The sequence below is a fragment of the Streptomyces sp. CA-179760 genome (genome assembly GCF_050937045.1).
Classification (GTDB): Bacteria; Actinomycetota; Actinomycetes; order Streptomycetales; family Streptomycetaceae; genus Streptomyces.
This window is the reverse complement of sequence record NZ_JBNJLZ010000001.1, coordinates 832,759-858,129: the sequence shown is the minus strand read 5'-3', so window position 1 is coordinate 858,129 and position 25,371 is coordinate 832,759. Positions and strand designations below refer to the sequence as shown.

The 25,371-nt window shown below is 69.2% G+C and carries 23 protein-coding genes and 3 pseudogenes; 21 read left to right on the top strand and 5 right to left on the bottom strand.

What is annotated here, in order from left to right:
* Nucleotides 1–34: 34 nt before the first annotated feature.
* The 6 genes and pseudogenes from ACQEV8_RS03685 to ACQEV8_RS03660 form a co-directional block, all read left to right on the top strand.
* The gene (locus tag ACQEV8_RS03685) at nt 35–988 is read left to right on the top strand and encodes a succinylglutamate desuccinylase/aspartoacylase family protein (protein WP_432957273.1); all 954 of its coding nucleotides are present in this window, start codon (nt 35–37) and stop codon (nt 986–988) included.
* Nucleotides 985–2,439 carry an aldehyde dehydrogenase family protein gene (locus ACQEV8_RS03680; protein WP_432957271.1) on the top strand — a complete coding sequence of 485 codons (1,455 nt, stop codon included), beginning with the start codon at nt 985–987 and terminating at the stop codon, nt 2,437–2,439. The genes ACQEV8_RS03685 and ACQEV8_RS03680 overlap by 4 nt, the downstream gene beginning before the upstream one ends.
* Complete coding sequence (locus ACQEV8_RS03675) at nt 2,436–3,374, top strand: aldo/keto reductase (RefSeq protein ID WP_432957270.1); 939 nt, start codon at nt 2,436–2,438, stop codon at nt 3,372–3,374. Before ACQEV8_RS03680 ends, ACQEV8_RS03675 begins: the two co-directional genes overlap by 4 nt.
* 52 nt (nt 3,375–3,426) lie before the next feature.
* On the top strand, nt 3,427–4,092 hold the full coding sequence (locus ACQEV8_RS03670) for a haloacid dehalogenase type II (RefSeq protein WP_432957269.1): 666 nt from the start codon (nt 3,427–3,429) through the stop codon (nt 4,090–4,092).
* Between the two features lie 48 nt (nt 4,093–4,140).
* Complete coding sequence (locus tag ACQEV8_RS03665) at nt 4,141–5,433, top strand: NAD(P)/FAD-dependent oxidoreductase (RefSeq protein WP_432957268.1); 1,293 nt, start codon at nt 4,141–4,143, stop codon at nt 5,431–5,433.
* A 208-nt stretch (nt 5,434–5,641) separates the two neighbouring features.
* Nucleotides 5,642–5,953 (top strand): annotated as a pseudogene (locus tag ACQEV8_RS03660) (transposase); the annotation flags it as partial.
* Between the two features lie 142 nt (nt 5,954–6,095).
* Here the strand turns inward: ACQEV8_RS03660 and ACQEV8_RS03655 are convergent.
* Complete coding sequence (locus ACQEV8_RS03655) at nt 6,096–6,353, bottom strand: hypothetical protein (protein WP_432957266.1); 258 nt, start codon at nt 6,351–6,353, stop codon at nt 6,096–6,098.
* A 452-nt stretch (nt 6,354–6,805) separates the two neighbouring features.
* On the opposite strand from ACQEV8_RS03655, the gene ACQEV8_RS03650 reads away from it, so the two are divergent.
* Nucleotides 6,806–7,159, top strand: coding sequence for a cupin domain-containing protein (locus ACQEV8_RS03650; RefSeq protein ID WP_432957264.1), 354 nt, complete (start codon nt 6,806–6,808; stop codon nt 7,157–7,159).
* 76 nt (nt 7,160–7,235) lie between these two features.
* Here the strand turns inward: ACQEV8_RS03650 and ACQEV8_RS03645 are convergent, their stop codons facing one another.
* Both ACQEV8_RS03645 and ACQEV8_RS03640 read right to left on the bottom strand, forming a co-directional pair.
* Nucleotides 7,236–7,979 (bottom strand): IclR family transcriptional regulator, encoded by a 744-nt coding sequence (locus ACQEV8_RS03645; protein WP_432972422.1) that lies wholly within the window; start codon nt 7,977–7,979, stop codon nt 7,236–7,238.
* Between the two features lie 365 nt (nt 7,980–8,344).
* Nucleotides 8,345–9,091: an IclR family transcriptional regulator gene (locus ACQEV8_RS03640; protein WP_432972419.1), complete on the bottom strand. Its 747-nt coding sequence runs from the start codon at nt 9,089–9,091 to the stop codon at nt 8,345–8,347.
* Between the two features lie 281 nt (nt 9,092–9,372).
* Here ACQEV8_RS03640 and solA point away from each other — a divergent pair, with 281 nt between their 5' ends.
* From solA to aspA, 14 genes and pseudogenes are all read left to right on the top strand, one after another.
* Nucleotides 9,373–10,512 carry an N-methyl-L-tryptophan oxidase gene (gene solA, locus ACQEV8_RS03635; RefSeq protein WP_432957262.1) on the top strand — a complete coding sequence of 380 codons (1,140 nt, stop codon included), beginning with the start codon at nt 9,373–9,375 and terminating at the stop codon, nt 10,510–10,512.
* Nucleotides 10,513–10,514: 2 nt separating this feature from the next.
* Nucleotides 10,515–11,576 (top strand): succinylglutamate desuccinylase/aspartoacylase family protein, encoded by a 1,062-nt coding sequence (locus ACQEV8_RS03630; RefSeq protein WP_432957260.1) that lies wholly within the window; start codon nt 10,515–10,517, stop codon nt 11,574–11,576.
* Nucleotides 11,577–11,656: 80 nt separating this feature from the next.
* A complete protein-coding gene (locus tag ACQEV8_RS03625; protein WP_432957259.1) occupies nt 11,657–12,760 on the top strand; it encodes an ABC transporter substrate-binding protein in 1,104 nt (367 codons plus the stop codon).
* Complete coding sequence (locus ACQEV8_RS03620) at nt 12,753–13,895, top strand: ABC transporter ATP-binding protein (protein ID WP_432957257.1); 1,143 nt, start codon at nt 12,753–12,755, stop codon at nt 13,893–13,895. Before ACQEV8_RS03625 ends, ACQEV8_RS03620 begins: the two co-directional genes overlap by 8 nt.
* A 3-nt stretch (nt 13,896–13,898) precedes the next feature.
* Nucleotides 13,899–14,792 carry an ABC transporter permease gene (locus tag ACQEV8_RS03615; protein WP_432957255.1) on the top strand — a complete coding sequence of 298 codons (894 nt, stop codon included), beginning with the start codon at nt 13,899–13,901 and terminating at the stop codon, nt 14,790–14,792.
* The gene (locus ACQEV8_RS03610) at nt 14,789–14,944 is read left to right on the top strand and encodes a hypothetical protein (RefSeq protein ID WP_432957254.1); all 156 of its coding nucleotides are present in this window, start codon (nt 14,789–14,791) and stop codon (nt 14,942–14,944) included. Before ACQEV8_RS03615 ends, ACQEV8_RS03610 begins: the two co-directional genes overlap by 4 nt.
* Before the next feature lie 83 nt (nt 14,945–15,027).
* Entirely contained in the window at nt 15,028–15,654 is a 627-nt protein-coding gene (locus tag ACQEV8_RS03605; RefSeq protein ID WP_432972416.1) for an ABC transporter permease, read from the top strand.
* Nucleotides 15,651–17,033, top strand: a complete 1,383-nt coding sequence (locus ACQEV8_RS03600) for an aminotransferase class III-fold pyridoxal phosphate-dependent enzyme (RefSeq protein WP_432957253.1) — start codon at nt 15,651–15,653, stop codon at nt 17,031–17,033. The genes ACQEV8_RS03605 and ACQEV8_RS03600 overlap by 4 nt, the downstream gene beginning before the upstream one ends.
* A gap of 23 nt (nt 17,034–17,056) precedes the next feature.
* A complete protein-coding gene (locus ACQEV8_RS03595) occupies nt 17,057–18,010 on the top strand; it encodes a succinylglutamate desuccinylase/aspartoacylase family protein (RefSeq protein WP_432957251.1) in 954 nt (317 codons plus the stop codon).
* Nucleotides 18,007–19,467 (top strand): aldehyde dehydrogenase family protein, encoded by a 1,461-nt coding sequence (locus tag ACQEV8_RS03590; RefSeq protein WP_432957250.1) that lies wholly within the window; start codon nt 18,007–18,009, stop codon nt 19,465–19,467. Before ACQEV8_RS03595 ends, ACQEV8_RS03590 begins: the two co-directional genes overlap by 4 nt.
* Nucleotides 19,464–20,402: an aldo/keto reductase gene (locus ACQEV8_RS03585; protein ID WP_432957249.1), complete on the top strand. Its 939-nt coding sequence runs from the start codon at nt 19,464–19,466 to the stop codon at nt 20,400–20,402. Before ACQEV8_RS03590 ends, ACQEV8_RS03585 begins: the two co-directional genes overlap by 4 nt.
* A gap of 44 nt (nt 20,403–20,446) precedes the next feature.
* A complete protein-coding gene (locus tag ACQEV8_RS03580) occupies nt 20,447–21,112 on the top strand; it encodes a haloacid dehalogenase type II (RefSeq protein WP_432957248.1) in 666 nt (221 codons plus the stop codon).
* A 49-nt stretch (nt 21,113–21,161) separates the two neighbouring features.
* Nucleotides 21,162–22,444 (top strand): annotated as a pseudogene (locus ACQEV8_RS03575) (NAD(P)/FAD-dependent oxidoreductase).
* 90 nt (nt 22,445–22,534) lie between these two features.
* Nucleotides 22,535–23,944, top strand: coding sequence for an aspartate ammonia-lyase (gene aspA, locus ACQEV8_RS03570; RefSeq protein ID WP_432972413.1), 1,410 nt, complete (start codon nt 22,535–22,537; stop codon nt 23,942–23,944).
* A gap of 282 nt (nt 23,945–24,226) precedes the next feature.
* On the opposite strand, the gene ACQEV8_RS03565 is transcribed toward aspA, so the two are convergent.
* On the bottom strand, nt 24,227–24,580 hold the full coding sequence (locus ACQEV8_RS03565; protein WP_432972410.1) for an NAD(P)/FAD-dependent oxidoreductase: 354 nt from the start codon (nt 24,578–24,580) through the stop codon (nt 24,227–24,229).
* 98 nt (nt 24,581–24,678) lie between these two features.
* Nucleotides 24,679–25,326: pseudogene (locus ACQEV8_RS03560) on the bottom strand (FAD-dependent oxidoreductase); the annotation flags it as partial.
* Nucleotides 25,327–25,371 lie beyond the last annotated feature (45 nt).

The following is a 25,371-nucleotide window of genomic DNA, read 5'->3' as shown; positions in this document are numbered from 1 at the left end:
ACCTGTGACTCACGCTCCCGAAAGGAACTCCCTGATGTACTCCATCGGTCCGCTGACCGTCGCCCCCGGCGAGCGCGCCCAGGGCCTCATCCCCGTCGGTACCAGCAGCTACGGCGTGGAGCTCGGCATCCCGCTGATCGTCGTCAACGGCACCGAGGACGGCCCGGTCCTGTGCGTGGACGCCGGTGTGCACGGTGACGAGTACGACGGGCAGGAGGCCATCCGCCGCGTCCTCGCCGCGATCGACCCGGCCGGCCTGCGCGGCACGCTCGTCGGCATTCCCTGCATGAACACCCCGGCGTTCGAGGCGGCCGCCCGCACCAGCGGCCTGGACTACCTGAACCTCAACCGGATCTTCCCCGGCGACGCGGACGGCTCCTACTCGCTGCGTCTTGCCGCCACCTTCGTCGAGCAGGTCGTCCCCGCCATCGACGCCCTGGTCGACCTGCACACCGGCGGCACCTTCGGCGAGATCGCCCCGCTCGTCATCCTCCAGGGCGGCTACGAGGAACTCGCCACGGACCTCGCCCTCGCCGCCGGTCACGAACTCGTCTGGAAGGGCGGCAAGTGGGGCGGCACGGTCCGCCACCCCACCCTCGCGGCCGGCAAGCCCGCCATCACCATCGAGGCCGGCGGCGGCACCTACCGCGAGCAGAACGTCGCCCTGCACGTCCACTCGATCCGCAACGTCATGCGGCAACTCGGCATGATCGACGGTGAGGTGGAGCTGCGCGACACGTACACGACCGTCTCCGGCACCTTCGCCCGCTCCGACGCCGGTGGCTTCTTCCTCGGCCACGCCGAACCGGGCGAGACCTGCAAGGAAGGCGACCTGATCGCCCACATCGTCGACCACTACGGCAACACGCTGGAGGAGGTCCGCGCCCCGCAGGACGGCATCGTGCTCTGGGTACGCCGGATCCGCACCGTCCGTCCCGGCGACGAGGTCGTCATCTTCGGTGAAGTGCAGGGGGAGATCACGCCATGAGCAGCGACACGCGGCTGCTCGTCGTCGACGGCAAACACGTTCCCGCCGCCGACGGCCGCACCTTCACCGTCCTCGACCCGGCCGACGGCACAGCAATCGCCAGGGTAGCCCTGGCCGGCCCGGCGGACGTCGACCAGGCGGTGGCCGCCGCGCGGGCGGCGTTCATGGCCCCCGACTGGGCCCGGATGCGCGCCGCCGACCGGGGCAGGATCCTGTACCGGATCGCCGAAGCCATCCGCTACCAGGGCGAACGGCTGGCCCGGCTGGAGTGCCAGGACGTCGGCAAGCCGCTGCGTCAGGCGAAGGCCGATGTCGAGGCCGCGGCCCGCTACTTCGAGTTCTACGCGGGCGTAGCCGACAAGCTCGGCGGAACGACCATCCCCCTCGGGCCCGGTCTGATCGACTACACCGTCCGTGAGCCGATCGGTGTCTCCGGCCAGATCATCCCGTTCAACTACCCCCTCCAGAACACCGCGAGGGGCTCCGCCCCGGCGCTGGCGGCCGGCTGCACAGTGGTGCTCAAGCCCTCGCCGGAGGCGCCGCTCACACCGCTGGAGATCGGCCGCATCGCCCTGGAATGCGGTCTCCCGCCGGGCGTGCTGAACGTCGTCCCCGGCGACGGCGAGACGGGTGCGGCCCTGGCCGGGCACCCGGGCATCGGCCAGGTCACCTTCACCGGCTCCGTGCCGACCGGCATCAAGGTCGCCCAGGCGGCCGCCGCCAACGTGGTGCCGTCCGTCACGGAACTGGGCGGCAAGTCGCCGATCGTCGTCTTCGCCGACGCCGACTTCGACTTGGCGATCAAGGCGATTCTGGGCGCCTCGTTCAGCAACGCCGGGCAGATGTGCTCGGCGGGGACGCGGCTACTGCTCCAGCGCGGCGCCGAGGACTTCCTGGACCGGCTGGTCGAGAAGATCGCCACCCTGCGTGTCGGCCCCGGCCTGACGGACCCGGACATCGGCCCGCTGGTCGCCGCCCGGCAGCGCGACCGGGTACTGACCTACCTCGATCTGGCACGCCAGGAGGGCGCTGTCGCACGAGTCGGCGGCAACGCCCCGTCCGACCCGGAGCTGGCCGACGGGTATTACGTCGAGCCGACCGTCCTCACCGGCCTGACGAACCAGTCCCGGTGCGCCCGCGAGGAGATCTTCGGTCCTGTCGTCACCGTCATCGACTTCGACGACGCGGACGAGGCTCTGGACATCGCCAACGACAGCCCCTACGGCTTGTCCTCCTATGTCTGGACGCGCGACATCGACAAGGCGATGCGGCTGGCCGAGGGCATCCGGGCCGGCCAGGTCTACGTCAACGCCACCGGTGTCGGCACCGGCGTCGAGCTCCCCTTCGGCGGCTACAAGCACAGCGGCTGGGGCCGGGAGAAGGGCCTGGAGGCGCTGGCGAGCTACACGCAGACGAAGAACGTCTGCATCGGATTCGGGAGCCGGTCATGAGGTATCGCAGGCTCGGCGAGCGCGGGCCGATGGTCTCGGTGGTCGGCGTCGGCGGTAACAACTTCGGCTCCCGCCTGGACGAGGAGGGTACGAAGGCTGTCGTGCACGCCGCGCTGGACGCGGGGATCACCCTCTTCGACACCGCCGACATGTACGGCGGGTTCGGCGAGGCGGGAGGCGCGCGCGGTGACGGCGAGCGGCTCCTTGGCGCCGCCCTCAAGGGCCACCGCGACCAGGTCGTCCTCGCCACGAAGTTCGGCATGGAGATGGGGCCCGAGGCGGACCTTTACGGCCGACGGGGCGCCCGCCCCTATATCCGCCACGCCCTGGAGGCGTCGCTGCGCCGCCTCGGCACCGACCGGATCGACCTGTACCAGTACCACGAGCCGGACGGTGTCACCCCGCTCGACGAGACGATCGCCGCTTTGCGGGAACTGGTCGACGAGGGCAAAATCGGCCACATCGGCTGCTCCAACCTTCCGGCCGAGGACCTGTCCGAGGCGTTCGTCAACACCCAGGCCCGCTACCACCTGCTCGACCGCGGTGTGGAGAACGACCTGATCCCTGCCTGCCTGGAGCACGGCATCGGTCTGCTGCCGTACTACCCGTTGGCCAACGGCCTGCTCAGCGGCAAGTACCGGCGCGGCGAGCAACCCCCGCCCGGCAGCCGCCTTTCCTGGCGGCAGGGCTGGCTCACCGACGCCGCCCTGGACCGCGTCGAGGCGCTCACCGAGTACGGCGCCGAACGCGGCTTGACCCTCCTCCAGGTCGCCGTCGGCGGGCTTGCCGCCCTACCCGCCGTCGGCTCCGTGATCTGCGGCGCCATGAACCCCGGCCAGGTCACCGCCAACGCCGCGGCGGCCGACTGGATCCCCGACGCGGCCGACCTGACCGCACTGGACGCGATCGTCACTCCGGGCGAGCGGATCGTCTGACCCCCTGTAGAAACCCTCCCCCTGTAAGAACCGGAAATCGAGGTTGAACACCATGCGAGAGATCGTCACCTTCGACGCGTATGCGACCCTGATCGACTTCCAGCTCGGCCCCACCACCCTGAAGGTGCTGGAGGACCGGCTGGACCTGGACAACCTGGATGTCGACGAGTTCCTCGACGACTTCCGCGTCATGCGCTTCCAGGCCGTCCTGGAGGCGTACCGCCCCTACCACGAGGTGCTGCACTCCAGCCTGCGCAACGCCATGCGCCTGCACGGTTTGGAGTACCGGAGGTCCGACGGTGACGCCCTGGTCGAGGCCGTCCCGACCTTCGGCCCCTTCCCGGAGGTCCCGGATGCCCTGCGTGCCCTGAAGACAAAGTACGAGATCGCCATCATCTCCAACACGGACGACAACCTGATCGCCCGGAACGTCGAGAACATCGGCGTCGAGTTCGACTACGTCATCACCGCCGAGCAGGCCGGCGCGTACAAGCCGGACCGCCAGACCTTCGAGCACGCCTACCGGACCATGGGTGTCGAGCCCTCGCAGGTCATCCACACCGCCCAGGGCTGGGAGTACGACCACATCCCGACCCGTGACCTCGGCCTGAAGCGCCGGGTGTGGATCAACCGCTACGGCCGCAAGGGCAGCGCCGACTACCAGCCCTACGACGAGCTGCCCGACCTGTCGGGCCTGCCGAAGCTGCTCGGCTGCTGACCGGCCGGGACCGAAGCACACCGAGACAGAACACAGAGGACGCACGTCATGAAGCAGATCCCCTACTGGCTCGACACCGCTCCAGCCCTGCCTGACCGTTCCGGCAAGGCGCTGCCCGACGAGGCGGACGTGGTGGTGATCGGCGGCGGCCTCACCGGTCTGTCCACCGCCTATCACGCCGCCCGCAAGGGTGCTCGGGTCGTCCTCGTCGAGAAGGACAAGGTCGGTTCGGGCGCCTCGGGGCGCAACGGCAGCATGTGTACCCAGGGCATCACCATCAGCCCTGCCGAGGCGCGCAAGCGCTACGGGCAGGACCGCGCCCGTGAGTTGTACGACGCGTTCCGCGAGGCGGTCGACGTCGTAGAGGAGCTCACCCACACCGAGAAGATCGACTGCGACTTCCACCGTGCGGGCCGCCTGGGCGTGGCGTTCAAGCCGCAGCACTTCGAGTCGATGAGGGCCACGCAGCGCGACCTGGCCGACAACTTCGACCACGAGACCCGGCTCCTGAGCCGCAGTGAGCTGAAGTCGGAACTGGGCTCGGACTACTACCATGGCGCCCTGCTCGACCCGCTCAGCGCTGCCCTGCATGTGGGCAAGTACGTCCACGGCCTGGCGGAGGCCGCCGAACGCGCCGGCGCCGAGATTCACGAACGCACTGCCGCCACCGGACTCACCCGCCTGCCGGGCGGCGGGTTCGACGTGGAGACCCTGCACGGCACGATCCGTGCCAAGCAGGTCATGGCCGCCACCGACGCCTACACCGACAAGGCGCTGCCCTGGTTCCGCAAGCGGCTGATCAACGTCGGCAGCTTCATCATCGTCACCGAACCGCTCGGTGAGGCGCGTGCTCGTGAACTGATCCCCAAGGGCCGCCTGGTGGTCGACTCCAAGAACATCGGCCACTACCTCCGCCTCACCCCGGACAACCGCCTCGCCTTCGGCGGCCGCGCCCGCTTCGCCCCCTCCAACCCCGCCTCCGACGTCAAGAGCGGCGACATCCTGAAGCGGGAGATGACCGAGATCTTCCCGCAGCTGGCGAATGTCCGCGTCGACTACGTGTGGGGCGGCATGGTCGGCTTCTCCTGGGACCGTCTCCCGCACGCCGGCGAGGCCGACGGGGCCAAGGGCCTGTACTACTCCATGGGCTACTGCGGCCACGGCGTCCAGATGGCCACCTACATGGGCCGGGCAGTCGCCGAGATGATGGACGGCAAGCCGGAGGCCAACCCGCTGCGTGGCCTCGGCTTCCCCAAGGTCCCCGTCCCCTTCTACAACGGCACCCCCTGGTTCCTGCCCTTCGGCGGCGCCTACTACAAGGCCAAGGACCGCCTGCGCTGACCCGCTGCCGACAGTGGCGGCACCGCGGGGGCTTTCCGCGAAGTGGTCGTGGAGAGCCCCCGTGGATACGGGACAGTGCGTTCCCCCTGTGAGGCGTTCGGGGGGCGACTGTTGACGTCCCGGTGACCGCGGTGCGTGCCTGTTCTTCCCTTCGCGCCCGCACCGCACGTCCACCTATCTGAGTCCGCGTATCCCCAGTCCGAACTTGTATCCGGCGATCGTGCGCCTCCGGGAGAACGCGTGGGAGGCGTTCACCCCGTTCCTCCGCTTCGGCACCGAGATCCGCCGCATCGTCTGCACCACCAACGCGATCGAGTCCGTCAACGCCAGGATCCGGCGGGCGGTCAAGGCCCGCGGCCACTTCCACACCGAGCAGGCCGCGTTGACGTGCGTCTACATGGCCATCATGTCCCTCGACCCCACCGGCAAGGATCAGGCCTGCTGGACCGGGCGCTGTAAGACCGCACTCAACGCCTTCGACATCACCTTCGACGGCCGGCTCTCCGCAGCACGTCAGTAACCCCAACAATCCCAGTTACACCGCTCCGCTTTCGCCGACGGCGCGTGACCCACGGTCGTGATCCCGCGTCCGGGCGGCCCCGATGAGGCTGACACAACGTCCGGATGTCGCCTCCCGGCCGGACAGGTCACGCCTTGTCCCGTTACGCGAAGGCTCGGATGCTCGGGTACCGGAGCTGAGCCAAGCCACCAGACCTCGTCGTACGGCCGGGAGACACCATGACCGCACTGTCGCCGCACCTACGCAGGGCCATGCCCTGGTGGCGGCCCGGGGCGAGGGCATCCACCTCCGTGAAACGCCGGATCCTCGCCTTCGCCTCCAGGCGCGCGCTGCACCGGGCGCTGCGCATGGCGAGGACCGGCGAACCGGCGAAGACGCTGCTCTTCGTGGACAGCCTCACCCGCGCCTCCCGCCCCGGGGTGGCCGGAGCCACGGGCCGCGTACGCGCCGACGCCGGCATCCCCTGTACGGCGGAGGACGACCTGCGCCGTGGCCTGACCTGGGTGAGCATCGGCCAACTGTCGCTCGCGCGCCGCATCATGGCCCGCACGGTCGCCCACCTGGACAACGGCGACGACCGGCCCATCGCCGTGGCCGAACCCAGCTGCGCCGCAGCGCTCAAGCGTGACGTGCCCGAAATCCTCGGCACGCACGTGGCCCGCGGCGTAGCGGCCCGCGTCCACACCCTCACGGGAGAGCCCGGTTTCCACGCCGCCGGGCACGGGGAAGGGCCCGCGACGTCTCCTCAGCGACGGCCGAGGCAACCAGCGACTCCAGCAGCCTCTCCTGACCAGGCTCATGGATCGACCGGGGCCGCGGCTGCCGATTTCTCGAATCCAGAAAAGGAAAGTCATGTCGTTCCTGAAGGCCATCGACACCCATCCCTCGTTCGCGCCGCGCGAGTCCGGCCCGCTCCCGGAACGTCTGGTTTCCGGCGACCCCGCGTTCAAGACCTGGGTCCAGGACGTCGCCCGTGGGGAGATGATCCATACGGGCGTCTGGGAAGCGACGCCCGGCGAGACGCGCTCGATCAAGGGCGAGACCTTCGAGTTCTGCCACCTCCTCGCCGGGGTCGTCGAACTCACGCCGGACGGTGGCGAGCCGGTGGTCTACAAGGCGGGCGACAGTTTTGTCATGAAGCCGGGCTTCGTCGGTGTCTGGAAGACCGTCGAGACCGTGCGCAAGATCTACGTGATCGTGAAGTGATGCCGACGCGCGACGCCCGCCTTTGCTCCGGCCCGCGGACGTCAGCCGGCGTGAGGACCAGGAGCCGGGACCGTCGTCAGGCCAGGTGCCGGGCGGTGATCTCCGTAGCCGTCTCGGCGACAAGGCGGCCCAGCTCGGGCAGCCCGTCGGGCTCGAAGCGGGAGTCGGGCAGGGAGACGGCCACGGCGGCCAGCGGTGTGCCCTCGCCGTCGAGCACGGGTGCCGCGATCGCGCAGACACCCTGGAGGTACTGGTTGTGGTTGACGGCGTAGCCACGCTCTCGCACACGGCAGAGCTCGGCGCGCAGTTGCCCCGGGTCGGTGATGGTCTCCTCGCCGTAACCCTCCAGCGTCCCTGCGGCGACCTCTTCGATCTCGGACTTCCCCAGATGGGCCAGGACGGCGTTCCCGGCGGCGGTGGCGTGCAGGGGTGAGGTGTCGCCGATGGCGTGGAAGGTGCGTACGGCGTGGTCGCAGTCGACGCGGTCGACGACGACCATGCCTTGCAGGGCGTCCGGCACCGACAGGTGGATGGTCTCGTTCAGCGCGTCGCGGAGCCGGATCATGGGTTCGCGGGCGGCGGCGAACAGGCTGGAGCCCTGCAGGGCGGCGGGGCGTACGGCCAGGACGCGGGCGCCTACCTCCCAGCGGGTGGTGTCCTTGCGGTTCGCCCGCAGCCAACCCGCTTCGTTCAGGGTGACCAGGGTGCGCTGCACGGTGGACTTCGGCAGCCCGAAAATCCGCGTCAGCTCCCCGACAGTCACGGGTTGATGCCGGGCGACTGCCTCCAGAACGCGTAGCGATCTGGTGACGCTCTTCATTTCCATTCGATGCCCCCTCAGACCCGTGGAATCCCGGTTCTCATTTCTTGACTCCAGTACGGTATTTCATGGTCATGATGCGTGCCGGATTCTAGCATAGCGTTCCACGATGTGGAACGATATGGTGGTTCGGTCGTTCAGTGGCCCGGAGGCTTGAGGCGTGCCCGGGGTCCCGATTCCCCGCGGCGATGGACAGCGGCAGGGCTCTGACCAGGCCTGCCGTGCCGCGTGGTGCGGCCGCCCTGTGTCCGGCTTCCCCCGGCCGGGCGCAGGGCGGTGGCTGCCGTGACACAAGGCTGAGGGCCGGCTCGCACGCGTCAGCGTGCGAGCCGGCCCTCAGTCGACGGTTTGCGGTCGTCTGCCGTTCAGGCGCCCAGGCGGCGCTGCGAGATCTCCGCGGCCGTGTCGGCGACGAGCCGGCCCCACTTCGGTGTCCGCTCGCCGTCGTACCGCGCCTCGGGCATGGAGGCGGCCACGGCGGCCAGCGGGGTGCCGTCCTCGTCGAGCACGGCGGCGGCGACGGCGCAGACTCCCGGCCGGAACTGGTTGCGGTTGACCGCGTAGCCGTCGATGCGGATCCGGTCCAGCTCGGCGCGCAGCTCGTCGGGCTCGACGGGGGTCGTGTTGCTGAACCGCTCCAGCCCCGCCGCGATGAGGTCTTCGACGTCCCGCCTCGGAAGGTGGGCGAGAACGGCGCGCCCGACGGCCGTGGCGTGCAGGGGTGAGGTGTCGCCGATCGTGTGGAAGGTGCGTACGGCGTGGTCGCAGTCGACGCGGTCCACGACGACCATGCACTGCAGGGCGTCCGGCACCGACAGGTGGATGGTCTCGTTCAGCGCGTCGCGGAGCCGGATCATGGGTTCGCGGGCGGCGGCGAACAGGCTGGAGCCCTGTAGTGCGGCGGGGCGTACGGCCAGGACGCGGGCGCCGATCTCCCAGCGGGTGGTGTCCTTGCGGTTGGCGCGCAGCCAGCCGGCCTCGTTGAGGGTGACCAGGGTGCGTTGCACGGTGGACTTCGGAAGTCCGAAGAGCTTCGTCAACTCCCCGACGGTCACGGGCTGATGCTGGGCGACCGCCTCCAGGATCCGAAGCGACCTGGTGACGCTCTTCATTTCCATCCGGTTTCCCCCTGTTAATCCTCGAAAATTCTGCTGGACACCCTCTTGACTCCTCCCTGAAGCCACTGTCATTCTCTGTGCCAGATTCTAGCACAGCATTCCACATAGTGGCACGGCCTCGGGGAGATCCCCCGGAAGTGAGCCGGACTGCGAGACGCGGCGGTTGCGAGCCGCAGGTCCACGAGGGGACCTGGCTCCCGCCCAAACCCTCTCGAATCGAACAGCCTCACGTCGATGGCTCAGCATGCGCCTCGGCGATACGAAAGGAAAGCCCTGTGTCAGCTGCCAGGAAGCGCGTCGCGGTGGTCGGCGTCGGAACGATGGGCAGCCAGGCCGCCTGGCGGCTGGCGTCCCGCGGCGCCGACGTCGTCGGATACGACCGCTACGCACCCGGCCACGACCGCAGTGCCGCCGGCGGCGAGTCCCGGATCTTCCGCAGCGCGCACTTCGAGGATTCCCGCTACGTTCCGCTCCTCAAGCACGCAGACGCCCTCTGGGAACAGCTCCAGCAGCAGACCGGTCGCGAGCTGCGCCGCCTGACCGGATGCCTGCTCATGGGGCCGACCGAGCAGCAGCAGATGGCCACCGTCCTCGAGTCCATCGCCGAGCACGACCTCGACCACGAGGTACTGGACGCCGAGACGCTCGCCAAGCGCTTCCCGCAGTACCGCATCGAGGACGGCGACGCGGCCGTACTCGACCGCCGCGCCGGGTTCATCCGCCCGGAGCTGACGATCCAGACCGCCGCCCGCCGCGCCGAGCAGCTGGGCGCCGTCATCCACCGCTACAGCACGGTCCGCGAGATCGTCCCCGTCGCCGGCGGCGTGGAGATCCGCACCGACTCCGGCAGCGAGCGCTTCGACACCGCCGTCGTCACGCCCGGTCCCTGGGTCAACGACCTGCTGCCCGACCTGCCCTGGGAGGTGGAGGTCCGCCGCCTCGTCAGCGCCTGGTACGTGCCCACCACCCCCGATGCGTGGTTCGGCGAGGAGCGCCCGGCGTTCATCCGCACGGCACCCACCCACTGCTACGGCCTGCCCTCCCCGGACGGCATCTCGGTCAAGCTCGGACTGTCCCGCACGCTGCACCGGCTCGCCGACGACCCCAACCAGCTGGACCGCACCGTGCGCCCGGACGAGCTGGAGATCTACACCGAGCTGATCGGGCGCTACCTGCCCGACCTGCACCCGGACCCCACCCGCCTCTCCGTCTACATGGAGGGCTACACCGAGAGCAGCCGCCCCCTGGTCGGGCCGCTGCCCGGCGCCGAGAACGTCATCCTGCTCGCCGGTTTCTCCGGCCACGGCTTCAAGCTCTCACCCGCCTTCGGCGACATCGCGGCGGACCTCGCGCTGGACGGCGCCTCGCCCCAGCCCATCGACTTCCTGTCCACCATCGGCCGTACGGAGGCATGACCATGCAGGACACCACTCTCTGTGTCGACCACCTTCAGGCCCTCCCCGGCACCAAGGCGCGCGGCACCGTCCAGGCCGATCTCGGCACCCTCACCACGGACATCCCGGTGACCCTGGTCAACGGGAGCCGCCCGGGTCCCCGGGTCGTCATCACCGCCGGTGTGCACGGCGGCGAGTTCACACCCGTCGAAGCCGCCGTGCGCCTGGCGGACCTGCTGGAGCCCGGCGAGGTGAGCGGGCAGGTGATCGTCTGTCCGGTCGCCAACCCTCCCGCCGTGTACCGGGGCCGGCTCAACGTCTCCCCGGTCGACGGCGTGAACCTCAACCGTGTCTTCCCCGGCGACCCGTCCGGGGGCCCCACCGAGCGACTGGCCGCCTGGCTCTTCGGGAAGCTGGTCGACGGCGCCGACGTCTACATCGACCTGCACTGCGGCGGCATCGACCAGGTCCTGCGGGACTTCGTCGGCTACCGCCTCACCGGTGACCCGGACCTGGACAAGGCGACGGCCGAACTGGCAGGCTCCTTCGGCATCCAGGACGTCATCCTCGGGCTGACGCCCGAGGGCGGCAACAGCCACGCGGCTGCCGCTCGCCGGAACATCTCGGCGGTCCTCGTCGAGGTGGGTCAGCTCGGCCAGCGGGACGAGGCCACCGCCCTTCGCCGTGTCGACGGCCTGCTGAAGGCACTTCGCCACCTCGGCGTCCTCGACCAGGACGGCTCCGCCCCGGAACCGATCCGCGAGTGGGTCTGGTCCGGCGGCGCCACCGCCGAGGCCACCGGCCTGTGGTACCCGGAGTTCTCCTTCGACGCCGACGTCATCGGCGAAGTCGCCGAGGGCGACCTCCTCGGCCGCATCGTCGACCCGACCGACGGCACGGAGCACACCGTCCACGCCCCGGCCGACGGACGGATCTTCTACGGCATGCACGGTCTCACGGTCGCCACCGGTGCAGAACTCGCCGCCATCGCCATCCCGTGGGACCCCGACACGGCCGCGCGGGCCGACACCCTCCGGGCTCCCGGTCTGGGCGCCGGATCAGACGAGGCGGATCCCCGCCCCTAGAACCCCCCTTCCAGCCGCTCCCCTTTCCACATCCCCAGTTGCTCCCCTTCTCACGGCCAGCACCACCCAGGAGGCACACGATGAAAGATGCCCGAATAGACCGCAGACTGTTCCTGCGAGGAATAGGCGGGGTCACTGCGGGTGTCGCCGCCGCGACCGCCCTCTCCGGCTGCGGTACCGGCACCAGCCGCGCCTCGGCCGGTGGAGGTAAGGGCGGCAAGACGGTGGTCGTCCGTGACAGCGGTGGTTCCTATGGTGCGGCTCTGCAGAAGGCGATCTATACGCCGTTCACGCAGGAGACCGGCATCCAGGTGAAGGTGCTGAACCTGGACGACGCGCCGCTGCTGGCGCAGATCAAGCAGGGCCGCCCGCAGTGCGACCTCATCAACAACTCGATGATGTCGCACACCAAGTACGTCCAGCAGGACGCCCTGGAGAAGCTGGACCTCGACCGGGTCAAGGGCGTGAAGAGTGCGAAGATCCCCGAGAGCCAGATCACCGATCATGCCGTCGGCAGCAGCTTCTACGGCGCCTGTATGGCATACCGCACGGATGCGTTCGGGGGTAAGAAGCCGGAGTCGTGGGCGGACTTCTGGGACACCAAGGTGTTCAAGGGCGGCCGTTCGATGTGCAACCCGGACGGTGACCTGCCGGAGCTGGAGTTCGCGCTGCTGGCCGACGGCGTGCCGATGGACAAGCTGTACCCGCTCGATGTGGACCGGGCTTTCAAGGTGCTGACCCGGCTGCGGGGTGACATCAAGAAGTACTGGGACAGCGGCCCGCTCCCCGGTGTGCTGCTCAGCCGCCAGGAAGTGACGATGTCCACCGTCTGGGACGGCCGTGTCGCCGATCTGCAGAAGCAGGGCGTCCCGGTGGAGCGGCAGCTCAATGGTATGCGCCGCCAGTTCCAGGGCTATGCCATCGCCAAGGGCGCCACCAATGAGGACAACGCCTACCAGCTGATGGACTTCTCGCTGCGTGCGGAGAGCCAGGCCGCCCTGGCGAAGGCGTTCCCGTCGAACCCGTCGTCTCCGCTGGCCTACGCCAAGCTCAGCGAGGACGAGCGCAATGCGCTGGCGGGTGCGCCGAAGCATTACGACAAGGGTTTCGACACGGACATCGACTGGTGGCTGAAGAACGAATCGGCCGTCACCAAGCGTTGGTTGGAGTGGGCTCGTGGCTGAATTCGGTATCGCGGCACCGTCGGTGAAAGTGGCCGGTGGCAAGCCGGCCACGGCGACCGGAAAGGCGCTGTCGGTGGTGGCGTTGCGCAAGACCTACGGGGACGTGGTCGCTGTCGACGAGGCGTCGATGGAGATCGCGGCGGGGGAGTTCGTCACCTTCCTGGGCTCGTCCGGGTCGGGCAAGACCACGACGTTGATGATGATCGCCGGGTTCTGCGAACCCGACTCGGGCACCATCACCGTCGGCGGCCGGGATGTGACGCGGCTGGCGCCGCAGAAGCGAAACCTCGGCTTCGTCTTCCAGCAGTATCTGCTCTTCCCGCACATGACCGTGCGGGAGAACGTCGCCTTCCCGCTCACTCTGCGTGGGGTGGGCAAGGATGAGATCCGCCGTCGGGTGGGGGAGACGCTGGAGATCGCGGGCCTGTCCCGCTTCGCGGGGCGTAAGCCGCGTGAGCTGTCCGGTGGTCAGCAGCAGCGTGTGGCGTTGTGCCGTGCGCTGGTCTACCGCCCGCCGGTGATCCTCATGGACGAGCCGCTGGGCGCCCTGGACAAGAAGCTCCGTGACCAGCTCCAGGTGGAGATCAAGACCATCCAGCAGGAACTCGGCCTGACCGTCATCTACGTGACGCATGATCAGGAAGAGGCGCTGGTCATGTCCGACCGCATCGCGGTCATGCGCAACGGCCTGATCGAGCAGTTCGACACCCCCCGGGAGTTGTTCGAGCGGCCCAGGACGCCGTTCGTGGCGGACTTCCTGGGCGCGGCGAACTTCCTGCCCGGCCGCATCGAACAGCACGACGGGGAACACACGCTCGTCCGCCTCGACAACAGTGGCGGCCTGCTCAAGGCCCGTCGCCACGACCTCGCATCCGGCGCGCAGGTGAAGGTTGCCGTGCAGCCGGGCCGGCTGCGGGCTTGTGCCAGTGATGACGGGTTCTGTACCGGCACCGTCGAGACCGCCACCTACGTGGGCACCCTGGTGCGCGCGGGGGTGCGGATCGACGGTAAGGACGCACCGTTGCTGCGCCTGGAGGTCCCCGCAGGCCGCGGCCCCGTCGCCGGCGAGCGAGTGGGCATCTGTGCGGACCCCGAGGACGTCAACCTCTTCTCCACCGACGAACAGGCAGGGTGAGCCATGGCAGCCCTCACCGCCACCACCCCCGCACGCCCCCGCAAACTGCTGGCTTCGCGCCGGACGCGGGTCGGGATCTTCTACGCCCTGCCGGTTGTGATTTACCTGCTGGTGCTGTTCGTCTACCCGATCTTCTCCACGCTGCTGCTCAGCCTGAAGAACGTCGACGGCTCGTTCACCCTGCACTGGTATGCCGACGCACTGACCGGTGTGAACCTCTCCGTCCTGATCACCACGCTGCGGATCTCGGCCGAAACGGCTGTGTTGAGCCTGGTCTTCGGGTTCGTCCTGGCCCAGGCCATCACCCGGCTCAAGCCCATCTGGGCGGGTGTGGCGATGCTGGTCGTGGTCGTGCCGCACTTCGTCAGTGCCCTGGTGCGCACCTATGGCTGGATCATCATGCTCGGCGACAAGGGCCTGGTGAACGAGACCCTCACCAGCATGTCGATCCCCGGAGCGCCGTTCCAGCTGCTCTACAACGAGCTGGGTGTGGTCATCGGCACCACCTCGATGATGCTCCCCTACACCGTGCTGCTGCTCTACGGCGTGATGCGCGGGGTGGACCGGCGCCTGCTGGCGGCCGCGTCCAGCATGGGAGCGGGCAAGGTGACCATCTTCCGCCGTATCTACCTGCCGCTGGTGGCCCCGGGCCTGGCCAGTGCGGGACTGCTCAGCTTCATCCTGTCGCTGGGTTACTACATCACCCCGGCCCTGATGGGCGGCCCCCACCAGACGATGATCGCCACCCTCATCAACCAGCAGGTCACCAAGGAAAACCAGTGGAACGGAGCCGCCGCCCAGGGCGTCATCCTGCTGGTCCTCACCCTCGCCGGACTGCTCCTGGTCAAGGCCGTGACCTCGCTCGGCGCCAGCCGTAAGAAGAGGAGCGCGACATGATGGAACTGCGCAAAAGCATCGCCGGACGCATTGCTCTCACGGCCGTCGCCACCGTCATCCTGCTGTTCCTGGCGCTGCCGATCATCGTCATCCTGGTCACGTCCTTCAGCAACAACGCCTTCGCCTCCTTTCCCCGGAGACGTGGACGCTGAACTGGTACAAGGCGCTGTTCGCCGACGGCAGCAAATGGCCGGCCGCGTTGTCGCTGAGTGCCCTGGTCGCCGCGTTGAGTACCGTGTTCTCCCTGATCATCGGGGTGACCGCGGCGACCGCTCTGGTCCGCAGCGAACTGCCGCTGCGCTCCGCGGTCTTCGCCCTGGTCCTCGGGCCGCTGGTCATTCCGCAGATCGTCACCGCGCTGGGTCTGTTCCTGTTCTTCGAGCCTGCGGCGATGCTGGGCAGTCCGATCGCGATCGCGCTCGGGCACACGGTGCTGGCCTCGCCGATCGCGGTCCTGATCCTGATCGCGACCCTGCGCGGCATCGACGAACGCCTTGAGGACGCCGCCGCAAGTATGGGCGCCGGCCGGCTCACGATCGCCCGGAAGATCACCTTCCCGCTTGCGGCGCCGGGCATGATCGCGGCGGCGATCTTCTCCTTCATCACCAGTTTCGACGAGTTCTACATCTCCCAGTTCCTGTCCTCCGTCGACACCGTCACCCTGCCGGTGCAGGTCTACAACTCGCTGACCTTCGAGATCGATCCCAGCGTGACCGCGGTCAGCGCGATCCTCATCGCCTTCGCCATCCTCGCCCTGGGCCTGGTGGCCCTGGTGCGCTGGCTCGGCTCCGGACGGCAGGACTCCCTGCTGTCGGTCGAGAACACGGTCGGCGTCGCCAACCCCGGAGGCGAAGCCGTATGACCACCGTCGCCGCTCGGCTGACCGCGGCCACCGCTCAACGGCACCTGCTGCTGCACATGACCGCCAACGGATCGCTCGGCGACGAGGGCGAAGACCTCCTCGTCGTCCAGCGAGGGGAGGGCCCTTACGTCCACGACGCGGACGGCAGGCGCTACATCGACGGTCTGTCGGGGCTGTACTGCTGCCAGCTCGGCTACTCCTACGGCCCTGAGTTCGCCGAGGCCGCCGAACGGCAACTGCGTGAGCTGTGCTACAGCCCGCTGTGGACCGGGTCCGCGCACCCCTCGGCCATCGAACTCGCCGAGCGGCTGTCCCACATCGCCCCCGTCGACATCGAGCACACCTTCTTCTCCAGCGGCGGCGCCGAAGCCGTCGAGACCGCCTGGAAGCTAGCCCGCCGCTACCACGTCCTGCGCGGTGAGCCGGGCCGGACCAAGGCGATCGCCCGGCGCGGCGCCTACCACGGCCTGACCGTGGGAGCCCTGTCCCTCACCGACGACCCCGGTCTGACGGAGCCGTACGGTCCGCCGGCGATCGACACCCGGTTCGTGTCGAACACCAACCGCCTCGGCCTCGCACCGGAGTTCGCGGACGACGAGGTGTACACGGCGTGGCTGCTCGCCGAGTTGGAGGCCGCGATCCTGACCGAGGGCCCGGAGACCGTCGCGATGCTCATCGCCGAGCCGGTGCAGAACCGGGGCGGCTGCATCACCCCGCCCCAGGGTTACTGGCAGGGGTTGCGGGCGCTGGCCGACCGGTACGGCTTCCTGCTCGTCGCCGACGAGGTCATCACAGCCTTCGGCCGGATCGGCGAGTGGTTCGGCGGGGACCGCTACGGCGCCCGCCCGGACATGGTCACCGTCGCCAAGGGCATCACCGCCGGATACGCCCCCCTGGGCGCGACCCTGGTCGGCACCAAGGTCACCGAGGTCATCAACCAGCCCGGCGCGGTCCTCAACCACGGTTACACCTTCGCGGGGCATCCGTTGAGCACGGCCATCGCCCTGCGCAACCTGGAGATCATGGAGCGAGACCGCATCCTGGACAACGTCCGAGGTCTCCAGGGCGACCTGGCCAAGCGCATGACGGCCCTCAAGGACCTGCCGATCGTCGGTGACGTCCGCGGCACCGGGTTCTTCTACGCCTGCGAACTCGTCGGCGACCTCGAAGACGGCGCTTTCAGCGCCAACGCCCGAGCCGCTCTGATCGGCGACCTGATCCCGCGTCGGCTGCGCGAGGCCGGCCTGCTGGCCCGCGTCTACAACCGCTCCAGGCCGCTGGTCCAGATCGCGCCCCCGCTGATCAGCGACCGCGCCGTCCTCGACCGTATCGCCGCGATCATCGCCGGCACCCTCGCCGAGGCGTCGTCCCGCATCTGATCCACGTATTGGGAAGGAACCACATGTTCTCCATCGGTCCGCTGACCGTCGCCCCGGGCGAGCGTGCCCACGGCCTCATCCCCGTCGGCACCAGCAGCTACGGCGTGGAGCTCGGCATTCCGCTGATCGTCGTCAACGGCGTCCAGGACGGCCCGGTCCTGTGTGTGGACGCGGGCGTGCACGGCGACGAGTACGACGGCCAGGAGGCCATCCGACGCGTCCTCGCCGAGCTCGACCCGGCCACCCTGCGCGGCACCGTCGTCGGCATCCCCTGTCTGAACACCCCGGCCTTCGAGGCGGCCGCCCGCGCCAGCGGCATCGACCACCTCAACCTCAACCGGATCTTCCCGGGCGACGCCGAGGGCTCGTACTCGCAGCGTCTGGCCGCCACCTTCGTCGAGCAGGTCGTGCCGGCGGTCGACGCCGTGGTCGACCTGCACACCGGAGGCGCCTACGGCGAGATCGCCCCGCTGGTCATCCTCCAGGGCGGTTACGAGGACATCGCGACGGACCTGGCCCTGGCCGCCGGGCACGAGCTGGTCTGGAAGGGCGGAAAGTGGGGCGGCACGGTCCGCCACCCCGTCCTCGAGGCCGGCAAGCCCGCCATCACCATCGAGTGCGGCGGCGCCACCTACCGCGAGACCAACGTCGAGCACCACATGAACTCGATCCGCAACATCCTGCGCAGCCTCGCCATGATCGACGGCGAGGCGGAACTGCGGGACACCTACACGACGGTCTCCGGCACCTTCGCCCGCTCCGCCTCCGGCGGCTTCTTCGTCGCCCGCGCCGAGCCGGGGGAGACCTGCAAGGAAGGCGACCTGATCGCCACCATCACCGACCACTACGGCACCACGCTGGAAGAGGTCACCGCGCCGCAGGACGGCATCGTGCTCTGGGTCCGCCGGATCCGCACGGTCCGCCCGGGCGACGAGGTCGTCATCTTCGGCGAGGTGCTGGGGGAGATCCAGCCATGAGCGACGAACTGCAGCTGACCGAGCTGCTGATCGACGGCAAGCACGTCCCCGCCGCCGACGGACGCTCCTTCACCGTCCTCGACCCGTCGAACGACACGGCCATCGCCCAGGTGGCGCTGGCCGGCACGGCGGACGTGGACCAGGCGGTGGCCGCCGCGCGCGCGGCCTTCACCGCTCCCGAATGGGCCGGGATGCGCGCCGCCGACCGGGGGCGCATCCTGTACCGGATCGCTGAGGCCATCCGCCACGAGGGCGAACGGCTGGCCCGTCTGGAGAGCCAGGACGTCGGCAAGCCGCTGCGCCAGGCGAAGGCGGATGTCGAAGCGGCCGCCCGCTACTTCGAGTTCTACGCGGGCGTCGCCGACAAGCTCGGCGGCTCGACGGTCCCGCTCGGCCCCGGCCTGCTCGACTACACAGTGCGCGAGCCGATCGGCGTCTCCGGCCACATCATCCCGTTCAACTACCCTCTCCAGAACACCGCGAGGGGCTCCGCCCCGGCGCTGGCCGCCGGCTGCACCGTGGTGCTCAAGCCGTCCCCCGAGGCGCCGCTGACCCCGCTGGAGATCGGCAGGATCGCCCTGGAGTGCGGTCTGCCGCCGGGCGTTCTGAACGTCGTCCCCGGCGACGGGGAGACCGGCGCGGCCCTCGCCGGCCACCCGGACATCGACCAGGTCACCTTCACCGGCTCGGTGCCGACCGGCATCAAGGTCGCGCAGGCCGCCGCCGCCAACGTGGTCCCCTCGGTCACGGAACTGGGCGGCAAGTCACCGGTCGTCGTATTCGCGGACGCCGACTTCGACGCGGCGCTCGGGGCGGTAGCCGCCTCCGCGTTCGGCAACGCCGGGCAGACCTGCTCCGCCGGCACCCGGTTGCTGCTCCAGCGCGGCGCGGAGGAGTTCCTGGACAAGCTCGTCGCGCACGCCGCCTCCCTCAGCGTCGGCCCCGGTCTCAGTGACCCGGACGTAGGCCCCCTCGTCGCCGCACGGCAGCGGGACCGGGTCCTCGGCTACCTGCAACTGGCCCGCGAGGAAGGCGCCGTGGCACGGGCCGGCGGAGGCGCCCCCACCGACCCCGAACTCGCCGACGGCTACTACGTCCAGCCGACCGTCCTCACCGGCCTGGACAACCAGGCCCGGTGCGCCCGCGAGGAGATCTTCGGCCCGGTCGTCACGGTCATCGAGTTCGACGACGCGGACGAGGCACTGGAGATCGCCAACGACAGCCCGTACGGCCTCGCCTCGTACGTCTGGACCCGCGACATCGACAAGGCGATGCGGCTCGCCGAGGGCATCCGAGCCGGCCAGGTCTATGTCAACGCCACCGGCGTCGGCACGGGCGTCGAGCTGCCCTTCGGCGGCTACAAGCACAGCGGCTGGGGCCGGGAGAAGGGTCTCGAAGGCCTGGCCAGCTACCTGCAGACCAAGAACGTCTGCATCGGGTTCGGGAACCGGTCATGAGATACCGCACGCTCGGAGAGCGCGGCCCGACCGTCTCGGTGGTCGGCGTCGGCGGCAACAACTTCGGCGCCCGCCTCGACGAGGACGGCACGAAGGCCGTCGTCCACGCCGCCCTCGACGCCGGGATCACCCTGTTCGACACCGCCGACATGTACGGCGGGTCCGGCGAACGGGGCGGTTCCCGCGGCGACGGTGAACGGCTCCTCGGTGCCGCGCTCAAGGGCAGCCGTGACCACGTGGTGCTGGCCACCAAGTTCGGCATGGAGATGAGCCGGGATGCCGACCTGTACGGTCCGCGCGGATCCCGCGCCTACATCCGGTACGCGGTGGAGGCGTCACTGCGCCGGCTCGGCACCGACCGGATCGACCTGTACCAGTACCACGAACCGGACGGCGTCACGCCGCTGGAGGAGACGGTCGCCGCGCTACAGGAGCTGGTCCGGGAGGGCAAGATCCGGTACATCGGTTGCTCCAACCTCCCGGCCGAGCAGGTCACGGACGTCTTCGTGTCCACCCAGGACCGCTACCACCTGCTCGACCGCGGCGTGGAGCAGGACCTGATCCCGGCCTGCCTGCGCCACGGCGTCGGTCTGCTGCCGTACTACCCGTTGGCCAACGGCCTGCTCAGCGGCAAGTACCGGCGCGGCGAGGAGCCGCCGCCCGGAAGCCGGCTGTCCTGGCGGGAGGGCTGGCTCACCGACGCGGCCCTCGACAAGGTCGAGGCGCTCACCGCGTACGGCGCCGCACGCGGCCTGACCCTCCTCCAGGTCGCGATCGGCGCACTGGCAGCCCTCCCCGCCGTCGGCTCCGTCATCTGCGGAGCCATGACCCCCGAACAGGCCGCCGCCAACGCGGCGGCGGCCGACTGGATACCGAGCCCGGCCGACCTGGCCGCACTCGACGCGATCGTCGCCCCCGGCGAACGCGTCGTCTGAAGCTCCCACCCCCTCTGAAAACCGCGAGAGCAAGGCTGGACACCATGCGAGAGATCGTCACCTTCGACGCCTACGCCACCCTGATCAACTTCGAGCTCGGGCCCACCACCTTGAAGGTCCTGGAGGACCGGCTCGACCTGGACAACCTGGATGTCGACGAGTTCCTCGACGACTTCCGCGTCATGCGCTTCCAGGCCGTCCTGGAGGCCTACCGCCCCTACCACGAGATCCTGCCCTCCAGCCTGCGCAACGCCATGCGCCTGCACGGCCTGGAGTACCGCGACTCCGACGGCGACGCCCTTGTGGACGCCGTCCCCACCTTCGGCCCCTTCCCGGAGGTCCCGGACGCCCTGCGGAAGCTGAAGACCAAGTACGAGATCGCCATCATCTCCAACACTGACGACAACCTGATCGCGCGGAACGTCAAGAACATCGGCGTCGAGTTCGACTACGTCATCACCGCCCAGCAGGCCGGCGCCTACAAGCCCGACCGCCAGACCTTCAAGCACGCCTACCGGACCATGGGTGTCGAGCCCTCGCAGGTCATCCACGTCGCCCAGGGCTGGGAGTACGACCACATCCCGACCCGTGACCTCGGCCTGAAGCGCCGGGTGTGGATCAACCGCTACGGCCGCAAGGGCAGCGCCGACTACCAGCCCTACGACGAGCTGCCCGACCTGTCGGGCCTGCCGAAGCTGCTCGGCTGCTGACCGACGGCATAACCGGCGAAACAGACCGAGAAGACAGAGGACGCACGCCATGAAGCAGATCCCCTACTGGATGGACACAGCCCCCGCCCTGCCCGACCGTTCCGGGAAGGACCTGCCCGACGAGGCGGACGTGGTGGTGATCGGCGGCGGCCTCACGGGCCTGTCCACCGCTTACCACGCCGCCCGCAAGGGTGCCCGGGTCGTCCTCGTCGAGAAGGACCAGGTCGGTTCGGGCGCCTCCGGGCGCAACGGCAGCCACTGCAACCCCGGCATCACCATCAGCCCGGCCCAGGCCCGCAAGCGCTACGGGCAGGAGCGTGCTCGCGAGCTCTACGACGCGTTCCGTGTCGCTGTGGACGTCGTCGAGGAGATTGCGGTCAGGGAGAAGATCGACTGCGACTTCCACCGTGCCGGGCGCCTCGGCGCGATCTGCAAGCCCCAGCACTTCGAGGGCCTGCAGGCCAAGCAGCGTGACCTGGCCGAGAACTTCGGCCACGAGACGGTCGTCCTCAGCAAGAGCGAGCTGCGCGCCGAGCTGGGCACGGACTACTACCACGGCGCCCTGCTCGACCCGCTCGGCGCAGCCCTGCACGTGGGCAAGTTCGTCGTCGGCCTGGCGGACGCCGCCGAGCGTGCCGGTGCCGAGATCCACGAGCGCAACGCCGCCACCGGCCTCACCCGCCTCCCCGGCGGCGGCTTCTCGGTGGAGACCCTGCATGGCACCATCCGTGCCAAGCAGGTGATGGCGGCGACGGACGCCTACACCGACAATTCGATGCCATGGTTCCGCAAGCGGCTGATCAACGTCGGCAGCTTCATCATCGTCACCGAGCCGCTGGGGAGGCGCGCGCCAAGGAGCTCATCCCGAACGGCCGCCTGCTGGTCGCCCAGAAGAATGTCGGCAACTACATCCGTCTCACCCCGGACAACCGCCTCGCCTTCGGCGGCCGGGCCCGCTTCGCCCCCTCCAACCCGGCCTCCGACGTCAAGAGCGGCGACATCCTCAAGCGGGAGATGACCGAGATCTTCCCGCAGCTGGCGGGGGTGCGCATCGACTACGTGTGGGGCGGCATGGTCGGCTTCTCCTGGGACCGCATCCCGCACGCGGGTGACGTCAACGGCCTGTACTACTCCATGGGTTACTGCGGCCACGGCGTTCAGATGGCCACGTACATGGGCCGCGCGGTCGCCGAGATGATGGACGGCAAGCCGGAGGCCAACCCGATGCGCGGCTTCGGCTTCCCGAAGGTGCCCGTCCCCTTCTACAACGGCACACCCTGGTTCCTGCCGTTCGGCGGCGCCTACTACAAGGCGAAGGATCGCCTGCTCTGAGCAGGTACCGACACCGGTGACACCGCGGGGGCCTTCCGCGCAGCGGCGCGGGAGGCCCCCACCATGCCTCCCGAGAGAGACCCCCAGCCCATGACCGCCGTCACCCGCATCGAGCACGATCTGCTCGGCGACCGGAACGTCCCCGCCGATGCCTACTGGGGAGTTCACACCCTGCGTGCCACGGAGAACTTCCCGATCACGGGCATGCCGATCTCCGCGTACCCGCATCTGATCGACGCTCTTGCCGCGGTCAAGGAGGCCGCCGCCCTCGCCAACGAGGAGCTCGGGCTGCTGGAGCCGGCGAAGGCCGCAGCGATCGTCGCCGCCTGCCGGGAGATCCGCGCTGGCAAGCTGCACGACCAGTTCGTGGTCGACGTCATCCAGGGCGGCGCCGGCACCTCGACCAACATGAACGCCAACGAGGTCGTCGCCAACCGGGCGTTGGAGCTGTTGGGCCACGAGAAGGGGCAGTACGCGTACCTGCACCCGAACGAGGACGTCAACCTCGGTCAGTCGACCAACGACGTCTACCCGACCGCCGTCAAGATCGCGACGGTGTTCGCGGTGCGCGGGCTGCTCGTCGCGATGTCCGTCCTGCAGGACACGTTCGCCCACAAGGCCATCGAGTTCCGCGCCGTGCTCAAAATGGGCCGCACCCAACTCCAGGACGCGGTGCCCATGACGCTCGGCCAGGAGTTCTCCGCGTTCGCCGTCATGATCGAGGAGGACCGCAGCCGGCTCGCGGAAGCGGTGGAGTTGATCCATGAGATCAACTTGGGTGCCACCGCGATCGGTACCGGTCTCAATGCTCCCGCCGGATACGCCGAGTCGGCCCGCCGTCACCTCGCCGGGATCACCGGGCTGCCCCTGGTGACGGCGGCCAACCTGGTCGAGGCGACCCAGGACTGCGGTGCCTTCGTGCAGATGTCCGGGGTGCTCAAGCGCATCGCGGTCAAGCTGTCCAAGAGCTGCAACGACCTGCGGCTGCTGTCCTCCGGGCCGCGGGCGGGCCTGGGCGAGATCAATCTGCCGCCGGTGCAGGCCGGTTCGTCGATCATGCCCGGCAAGGTCAACCCGGTGATCCCCGAGGTCGTCAACCAGGTCGCCTTCGAGGTGATCGGCAACGACGTCGCCATCACCATGGCCGCCGAGGCCGGACAGCTCCAGCTCAACGCCTTCGAGCCGATCATCCTGCACTCCCTGTCGGAGTCGATCACCCATCTGCGTGCGGCTTGCCTGACCCTGGCCGAGCGGTGCGTGGCCGGCATCACCGCCAACACCGAGGCACTGCGCGCGAGCGTGGAGAACTCCATCGGCCTGGTCACCGCCCTCAACCCGCACATCGGCTACACGGCGGCCACCGACATCGCCAAGGAAGCCCTCGCCTCCGGCCGCGGCGTGGCCGAACTCGTCCTGGAGAAAGGTCTGTTGCCGGCCGAGACACTCGTCGACCTGCTCCGTCCGGAGGTCGTGGCGGGCAGCGGCCAGGCCCTGGCCTGAGGTGCTCACCGACTGTTGGCCACAACGGTCACCAGTCCGCGTCTCCCAGGTTCTGGGACTCTCGGTAGCACGCGGCGCGGTGCACGCCTGCCTGGCCATGACTCACAAGCGTCTGCAGGACGCGCTGCTCAGGGCACGCGCTCAGGGACCGAAGAAGGAACAGGCTGCGCCGGCCTTCTGATCCGGTCGTTGCGGGACATGAGGAGAAGAGTCCAGCAACGACCGGAGTCAAGTGGCCGGCGATTCCCAGGTTGCTGCGTCGAGGCGGCGGGAGTGGGTGGGCTACCTGGTCTTGAACCGGTCCGGGCGCACGAAGTCCAGGCCGTCGATGGTCTGTTTGCCGAGCGCCTCGTGTGCGGCGATGTGGCCGTAGCCGGTGGCCATTTTGAAGCCCTTTCCGGAGAATCCGGTGGCGTAGTAGACCCTGCTCTTCTGATCCAGCCAGCCGAGGAGGGGATGCCTGTCCTCGGTGAAAAGGTCGGGGAACGCGTCGGAGCGCACGATGGTGGGGGTCAGGCCGGGGAAGAATTCGGTGACGGTCTCGGTGACCTTGTCGATTTCTTCCGGGGTGAGTTCCCTGGGCACGGAGGCCGGGTCGGGGTTGTCCTTCTGCGCCCCTCCATCGGTGCGTCCAATGATGCCTTGACCGTCACGCCATCGACGGCGGGTGCGCCGTACAGGGAGCGATCGTCATACAGCCGGCTGAAGACGGGGAAGTTCTCGGGCGAGAACTGCGTGCTGTCCTGGGCGATGAACCAGGTCAGGACGATCCGATGGGTTTCCGTGACGGCCTTGAGGTGGTCGGGCATGAGCTTTCGGGACCAGCCGCCCGAGGCGACGATGACCTTCTCGAACGTCCAGGTTCTGTCGCCCGAGGTGACGACCACGCCGTGGTCGGTTTCGGTGACGCTGTCCACGGGTGTGTTCTGAAGGACGGTGGCGCCGTTGGCCTGGGCCGCGGTGACGGCGGCGCTGACGGCGCGGTCGGTGCGCAGAACGCCGGCGCGGGGGTCGTAGATGGCGCAGTCGTCGGGGCGGAGGTTGTGCTGGGGGTAGCGTTCCGCCAACTCCTCCCGGCTGAGGACGTAGTGCTCGGCTCCGTTGAGGCGCGTTGTCTCGAGGAGGCTGTTGATGAAGCTGCCGTTCGCCGTCCCGATGGACAGCCCCCCGGTAGGTATGAAGATGTCCTGCCCGGTTTCCGCTTCGAGCTCTGCCCACAGGCTGCGGGAGCGTTCCATGATGGGGTAGTAGTCGGGCTGCCCGAAATAGACCATGCGGAACAGGCGGGTGTCCCCGCCCACGGCACTGCGGCCGTGGGCAGGGGTGGCGGCCTCGAAGCCCACTACCGAGTCGGACAGCCGGGAGGCCTGCCACAGGGCCATGCTTCCGATGCTGCCCAGGCCGATGACTGCGAGTTGTGCGTCCAT